This window comes from Vibrio splendidus 12E03, from assembly GCF_000272105.2.
GTDB classification, from domain to species: domain Bacteria; phylum Pseudomonadota; class Gammaproteobacteria; order Enterobacterales; family Vibrionaceae; genus Vibrio; species Vibrio splendidus_I.
The window spans coordinates 21,064-28,561 of sequence record NZ_AJZD02000084.1 but is presented as its reverse complement, the minus strand read 5'-3'; the positions used below and the strand labels follow the sequence as shown (position 1 = coordinate 28,561).

The 7,498-nt window shown below is 45.2% G+C and carries 6 protein-coding genes; 2 read left to right on the top strand and 4 right to left on the bottom strand.

Annotated elements, in window-relative coordinates; all coding sequences use genetic code 11:
- Window positions 1-66 precede the first annotated feature (66 nt).
- A complete protein-coding gene (pgi, locus tag A142_RS07685; protein ID WP_019825672.1) occupies window positions 67-1,719 on the bottom strand; it encodes a glucose-6-phosphate isomerase in 1,653 nt (550 codons plus the stop codon).
- 326 nt (window positions 1,720-2,045) lie between these two features.
- Between pgi and A142_RS07680 the strand changes: the two genes are divergently transcribed.
- A complete protein-coding gene (locus A142_RS07680; protein WP_019825670.1) occupies window positions 2,046-2,465 on the top strand; it encodes a secondary thiamine-phosphate synthase enzyme YjbQ in 420 nt (139 codons plus the stop codon).
- Between the two features lie 97 nt (window positions 2,466-2,562).
- On the opposite strand, the gene A142_RS07675 is transcribed toward A142_RS07680, so the two are convergent.
- From A142_RS07675 to A142_RS07665, 3 genes are read right to left on the bottom strand one after another with little or no spacing between them, the layout of a single operon-like run.
- On the bottom strand, window positions 2,563-3,768 hold the full coding sequence (locus A142_RS07675; protein WP_029405672.1) for a BamA/TamA family outer membrane protein: 1,206 nt from the start codon (window positions 3,766-3,768) through the stop codon (window positions 2,563-2,565).
- Window positions 3,769-3,791: 23 nt separating this feature from the next.
- Window positions 3,792-4,877: an alanine racemase gene (alr, locus tag A142_RS07670; RefSeq protein WP_019825666.1), complete on the bottom strand. Its 1,086-nt coding sequence runs from the start codon at window positions 4,875-4,877 to the stop codon at window positions 3,792-3,794.
- A gap of 6 nt (window positions 4,878-4,883) precedes the next feature.
- Complete coding sequence (locus A142_RS07665) at window positions 4,884-6,275, bottom strand: replicative DNA helicase (protein ID WP_016767560.1); 1,392 nt, start codon at window positions 6,273-6,275, stop codon at window positions 4,884-4,886.
- Window positions 6,276-6,450: 175 nt separating this feature from the next.
- Here A142_RS07665 and A142_RS07660 point away from each other — a divergent pair, with 175 nt between their 5' ends.
- Entirely contained in the window at window positions 6,451-7,350 is a 900-nt protein-coding gene (locus A142_RS07660) for a DUF481 domain-containing protein (protein WP_029405671.1), read from the top strand.
- The last annotated feature ends 148 nt before the right edge of the window (window positions 7,351-7,498 follow it).

The following is a 7,498-nucleotide window of genomic DNA, read 5'->3' as shown; positions in this document are numbered from 1 at the left end:
CAGTAATGCTTATCCGAACGGCATTAAACCCTAAGGTTGGCGTTTCTTTTTAGGCTATCAACTCAATTAAGCTTTAAGCGCTTTAAATGCGTTGATTAGACCGTTAGTTGAGCTGTCGTGAGACGTTACTTGTGCGTCGTCAGCAAGCTCTGGAAGAATTTGGTTTGCTAGTTGCTTACCAAGTTCTACACCCCATTGGTCGAAGCTGAAGATGTTCCAGATAACGCCTTGAACAAAGATCTTGTGCTCGTACATCGCGATTAGATTACCTAAAGAGCGAGGGTTGATTTGCTTAACAAGAATTGAGTTTGTTGGGCGGTTACCTTCAAATACTTTGAAAGGTACTAGCTCAGCCACTTCTTCAGCTGTTTTGCCAACTGCTAGGAATTCAGCTTCTACTGTCTCTTTTGTCTTACCGAAAGCAAGTGCTTCAGTTTGAGCAAAGAAGTTAGACATCAGCTTCTGGTGGTGATCAGATGCTGGGTTGTGGCTGATTGCAGGTGCAATAAAGTCTGATGGGATCAGCTTAGTGCCTTGGTGAATCAGTTGGTAGAAAGCGTGCTGACCATTTGTACCTGGTTCACCCCAGATGATAGGACCCGTTTGGTACTCTACTGGGTTACCTTCACGGTCTACAAACTTACCGTTTGATTCCATGTTGCCTTGCTGGAAGTAAGCCGCAAAACGGTGCATGTATTGATCGTAAGGTAGAATTGCTTCTGACTCAGCGCCGTGGAAGTTGTTGTACCAAATACCGATAAGCGCAAGGATTACTGGAATGTTGCTTTCAAACTCAGTTGAAGCAAAGTGGTTATCCATCTCGTGAGCACCTTCTAGTAGCTCTACGAAGTTATCGAAGCCAACAGATAGTGAGATAGAAAGACCGATTGCAGACCATAGCGAGTAACGGCCACCAACCCAGTCCCAGAATTCGAACATGTTGTCAGTATCAATACCAAACTCAGCGACCGCAGTTGCATTCGTTGATAGTGCTGCGAAGTGTTTAGCAACGTGTGCGTTATCACCCGCTTCAGCCAAGAACCAATCACGTGCAGAGTGCGCGTTAGTCATTGTTTCTTGAGTCGTGAATGTTTTAGATGCCACTAAGAATAGCGTTGTTTCTGGGTTCAGAGGCTTAAGTGTCTCAACGATGTGAGTGCCGTCTACGTTAGAAACGAAGTGCATGTTTAGACGAGTTTTGTATGGCGTTAGCGCTTCAGTCACCATGTATGGACCAAGGTCCGAACCGCCGATACCGATGTTAACTACATCAGTGATCTCTTTACCTGTGTAACCTTTCCAATCACCAGAAACGATGCGGTGTGTGAACAGTTCCATTTTTGCTAGTACTGCATTTACTGCCGGCATTACGTCTTTGCCATCAACCATTACTGGGTTGTCGCTACGGTTACGTAGAGCAGTGTGAAGTACTGAACGACCTTCAGTCTTGTTGATTGCATCACCGCCGAACATTGCTTCAATTGCAGACTTAACTTCAGTCTCGTTCGCAAGAGCAAATAGGTGCTGCATAGTTTCAGCATCGATAAGGTTCTTAGAGTAATCCACTAAGATGTCAGAACCGAAACGAGTAGAAAAGCTCTCGAAGCGCTTTGCATCTTGAGCAAACAGCTCTTTCATATCCATATCTTGAGCAGACTCAAAATGTGCAGTTAGAGCTTTCCACGCTTGTGTTTGCGTTGGGTTGATATTTTTCAACATGGTATCTATCCCGATGTTACTGTAGGTTTTATTCTAAACGTCACCTAGGTGATGAATAGAACCCCCGATTAGGCGAAAGTTTATATTTTTCTGTGATGACCAAACCGCGTCACCACTGAAAGATTCTTTGTAATTTTTTTTCACGACGTATTATGCCGCATATGAAGAGCTGTACCTTGAGATAAATCAGGATTCGATTTCCTGATACAAGAATCGGTACAGACTCTAGCTCTAACATAATTAAATGTGAGCGATACCTGATAAATTCAAGTTCAAAAGATAGCGTTAAACCACTTTTTTTCCAAATACATTATAAAGGATGGCGTATGTGGATTCAGAAGACTATACACCTAAATGCACGAAAGCGTGGATTCCATCTCATTACTGATGAAATTGAACAACAGATACACGATATCAATTCTCTATCTGTTGGTTTATTACATCTTTTTATCCAACATACCTCTGCCAGCCTCACGCTAAACGAGAACGCTGATCCTACCGTCCGTACCGATATGGAATCACACTTTAATAAGTTTGTACCTGAGCGAGCACCCTACTACAGACACACCTATGAAGGCGATGATGACATGCCAGCCCACATTAAAGCATCGACACTTGGCACCAGTGTGACAATACCAATTAGCAATGGTCGTTTAGCTTTAGGAACATGGCAGGGCATTTTCTTAGGTGAGCATCGAGATTGTGGTGGCAGCCGTACGGTTGTTGCTACGATTCAAGGTGAGTAGATGGTTTGAAAGCTAGATCTTCTTAATAAAAAAGAGTGGTGTGTTTCCACAACCACTCTTATAAAAATAGTATTTGGCCTACTGCAGGTCGAAAGCTTTAGAAGGGCTGATTTATCATGACCCTAAAGGTCCCTTCGTCACCACCTCGCGCCAACTCAGCACGTACAACAATGCCTTCCACTTGGAAACGAACCGCGCCACCTAAGCTCCATTTCATATCCGAGTGCAGTGTTTTTATATCGTACTCATCCGCAACGCGCCCGGCTTCGGCAAACGCTACCCATTGCCACCAAGGCAAATCGTAATAGTTAATCAGCGGGATATCACCCAAAGGTTGCCAGTCAGGAATCACTCGGTACTCAGCAGAGTAATGAACCGCAGAACGTCCGTGGTAGCGACCTCCGGTATAACCTCGTAATCGATACAAACCACCCAATCGAGCTTGTTCAGTTTCCGGTGGGCGAGCACAATCTTGCCCAGAGCAGTTATCCCAGGTTGGTGTATCAACAGTATAGAAATCGAGCGCCACGACTTGTTGGTCGAACAGGTCACCTAAAGGGCCTAATGCGAAGTACTGACTGTTTTGGAACGTCCACTTCAACCATAAATCGTCGTTAGACCAGCTTTCTGCGCCAGTGGTGAATTCAAGGTTAGTATGAGAGCCCGTGGTTGGGTTACGTGTGCTATCCCGGTTATCCCAATCAAACGCTAAGCTAAAGCCTGTCGCCTCTTCAGAATTGTTTAAGCCTTCTAACTCTCGGGAGGTATAAAAAGGCGTAAAGACAATCGAACTGACACCCGACTCTAATGGAGAAGCAAAGCTCACGTCTTTGATGGGTTGAAATGCCCCTAACAAGCCATGCTCTGCAACATTGCCCCAAGGCAGCAGATACTTAAACTCAAACTGATAGTTTTCTTCTAAGCCATCGGCAATGGTTTTGTCATCAATAGATGAGTCATTATCGCCTTGGGAACCAAGGTAATACGGGTTGTCGTTGAAGCGAGCTTGATACATCTGAGTGCTGAATAAAACATTCTCAGACAAAGCGTAGTTAAAGGCAGATAAGAAACCGACATAACTGTCTTTATCTGAATAAAGCGCCATACCAAACAGGGCAGCTTGAGGTTGCCAAACACCCTTTGCGACACCAGCAACCCCAAAGGTATTACCCATGGTTTCAGTGCTGAAATAGAAAGGGACAAAGGCGGTATCTTTTTCTTCACTTAAGGCTGAAGAAGAAAAGCTGACACCAAGTAGCGCCATCACTGACATCACTAAGTGTCGAGTCGTTCGCTTGAACATCATTTACTTTATAAGATCCATGATTACTTCACATACTCCATCGCAACACGCGAAGTCAGTTTAGTGACCAACTCGTAAGCGATAGTGCCAATATGTTCCGCCACTTCTTCTGAAGGTAAGTCTTTACCCCATAGCGTCGCCTCATCACCGACTTTATCAGCCGCATCAGGGCCTAGGTCAACCGTTAGCATGTCCATGGATACTCGTCCTGCGATCGGTACTTTTCGACCGTTAACGAACACTGGTGTGCCGTTAGGTGCTGTACGAGGATAGCCATCACCGTAACCAATCGCGATAACACCAACCTTAGTATCACGTTTACTGGTCCAGTTTCCGCCATAACCGACACTTTCACCGGCTTTCACATCACGAACTGCAATTAGATGTGAGGTCAGGGTCATCACAGGTAAAAAACCAAGTTCTTGCGCTGATTTATCCACAAACGGCGACACACCGTAAGAGATAATGCCAGGACGTACCCAATCGAGGTGACTATCAGGCCAAGCCAACAAACCCGCAGAAGCTGCAAGTGAGCGCTCCCCTTCACAACCATCAGTAAGAGACAAAAATAGTTCAGTCTGCTCTACAGTGGTGGTTCTATCGAGTTCGTCTGCACAACCGAAGTGGCTCATGTAACGCAGAGGCTTCGCTACATTCGCACATTGATGCAAACGCTCAACAAAGTTTTGATATTGCTCAGGGCGAACACCTAATCGGTGCATACCACTGTCGACTTTTAGCCATACCACAACGGGGGTTTCCAAATCCGCATTCTCTAGCGCGCTTAATTGCTCTTCACAATGCACCACAGTTTGAATGTTATTGGTCACCAAAATTGGCAAATCGCCCGAAGAGTAAAACCCTTCCAGCAACAAAATAGGTTTAACAATGCCACCAGCACGAAGTTGTAACGCTTCTTCAATACGCGCCACACCGAATGCATCAGAGCTTTTTGAATGCTTGGCAATATGCAGTAAGCCGTGTCCGTAGCCATTGGCTTTCACAACAGACATGACCTTACACTGAGGAGCCTTCGACTTTATCTGGTTCAGGTTATGTTCGAGCGCGTTTAAGTCAATGCTCGCCGTCGCTGCTTTCATGTAAGTCATTAGCGATTACTCATCATCAAATGCAGGGCCTGCATAGTTATCAAATCGGGAGTGTTGGCCTTGGAACGTAAGACGAACCGAACCGATCGGACCGTTACGTTGCTTACCAAGGATGATCTCAGCAATGCCTTTCAGTGAACTATCTGGGTTATAAACCTCATCACGATAGATAAACATGATTAAGTCGGCATCTTGCTCAATCGAACCTGATTCACGCAAATCCGAGTTTACTGGACGTTTATCAGCACGTTGCTCTAGGGAACGGTTAAGCTGAGAAAGTGCGACAACCGGAACATTCAGTTCTTTTGCTAACGCTTTCAATGAGCGAGAAATCTCGGCGATCTCAAGAGTACGGTTATCAGATAACGAAGGTACACGCATTAATTGAAGGTAATCTATCATGATCATAGAGATACCATCGTGTTCACGAGCGATACGTCGAGCACGAGAACGTACTTCGGTTGGAGTCAGGCCCGAGCTGTCATCGATATACATATTCTTCTTATCCATCAGAATACCCATACTCGACGAGATACGAGCCCAATCTTCATCATCTAGCTGACCAGTACGAATCTTGGTTTGGTCTACGCGAGAAAGTGACGCAAGCATACGCATCATCAGCTGTTCGGCTGGCATCTCTAGCGAGAAGATTAAAACCGGTTTGTCTTGCTTCATCGCTGCGTTTTCACACAAGTTCATCGCAAATGTGGTTTTACCCATCGATGGACGAGCAGCAACAATAATTAAGTCAGAGCCTTGTAGACCTGCTGTTTTCTTGTTGAGGTCGTTGAAACCCGTATCAACACCTGTCACACCATCTTGTGGCGTTTTGTACAGGATTTCGATACGTTCTAGTGTCTTCTCTAGAATGCTATCAACATTTTGTGGGCCTTCATTTTCACTTGCACGGCCTTCGGCAATCGCGAAAACTTTACTTTCAGCCAAATCAACAAGCTCTTCCGATGTACGACCTTGAGGGTCATAACCAGAATCAGCAATCTCATTCGCGACACCAATCAGGCTACGAACAAGTGCACGTTGCGCTACGATATCCGCATACGCATTGATGTTTGCGGCACTTGGTGTGTTTTTCGCTAAGTCAGCAAGGTAAGCAAAGCCACCCACTTCTTCAAGTTGCTCACGCAGCTCTAAATGTTCAGAGAGTGTAATAAGATCCAGAGGAGAACTTTCTTCAAGGATATCCTTTACCGCTTCAAAGATCAGACGGTGAGGACGACTATAAAAGTCTTTGGCCACAACCTTTTCGGCAACCGTATCCCAGCGTTCGTTATCCAATAACAAACCGCCAATCACAGATTGCTCAGCTTCTAATGAATGTGGCGGGACCTTGATGGCGTCCACCTGATCGTTGGCTGATTTCTGACTTTTGGTATCCACTATGACTACACTCAATAACTAATAATGATCGTTCATTATACCCAAGAACACTCATTTGTAATCCGATCCTATGAGTTTGTTTTATTCTTCAGGAAGAATTTACTTATTGCTGACGGAATTAACCAAGGGTAGCATTACGATCCTTCCATTCATTCACTGTATAACTGAGGTATGCGTGTCCAAATTATTGGCTCTGAGCACTGGTCTTCTGAGCTCTAGTCTTCTAAGCATCGGTCTCCTGAGCACTCCGTTGGCCTTAGCTGATGATGCTAAAGCCTCTGTTGATGCAATCCTCGACTCTATAGTGGTTCCAGAACCTACTGCTGAGCCGATCGTCGTTGCACCGACACCTGAAGAAAAAGATATGGATATCGCACCGAGTGATGCTAGTGATACAGAACTGCCGAGCCCGCTAAAAACGGAAGTTGAATTTGGATATCAGTCGCATACTGGTAATTCTGATTCACGTTCGCTTAACGCACGCCTTAACGGTGAGTACACGGCAGGCCGCCATAGAACCAGTGGTGAATGGAAATACTACAACCTCTACAAAGATGGCGAAGAAGATAAAAGGCAGTCAACTTACTCGGCTCAGAGTGACTACAAGTTAAGCCCTAAAACCTACCTTTACGGCAGCTTTAAAGGTGTCGATTCTCGATACAGCGCCTACTTTAAGGACTACACCGTTTCTAGTGGTCTGGGTTACCAGTTTTCGAATACCGAAGAGTTTGTGCTGGAAGTCGAAGTTGGGCCTGGTTTTCGTTACCAAGAGCCAAATCTTGATGAGCTAGACGACGATGACATCATCTTCCCAGAGATTGTTGAAGAAGCGATTTTTCGTGGCAACGTGAATACGTCTTGGCAGGTCTTGAAGAATTTACAGCTCAAGGCCGACGTGACGCTTGTGTCTGGCCACAGTAACCTAAAGTTTGATACCGAACTCGAAGCCATCAATGATATCACTGACAATATCGCGCTGAAGATCGCACACTCTCGCCAGTACCACGATAAAGTGCCTGAAGGGTTAAGCAAAGAAGACTCTGTCCTATCGATCAACTTGCTCTTCCAATTCTAATCTTAGGCCACTTCTAACCTTGAGAACGGCTTGCTCAGCAATAACAGCTTATGGATCACTGTAAGCTTTTTACCGATTGTAGCCCTTCCTTGTACTTTCCTATATTCCAGACATAAAAAAACACCAGCCGAAGCTGGTGTTTAAAACT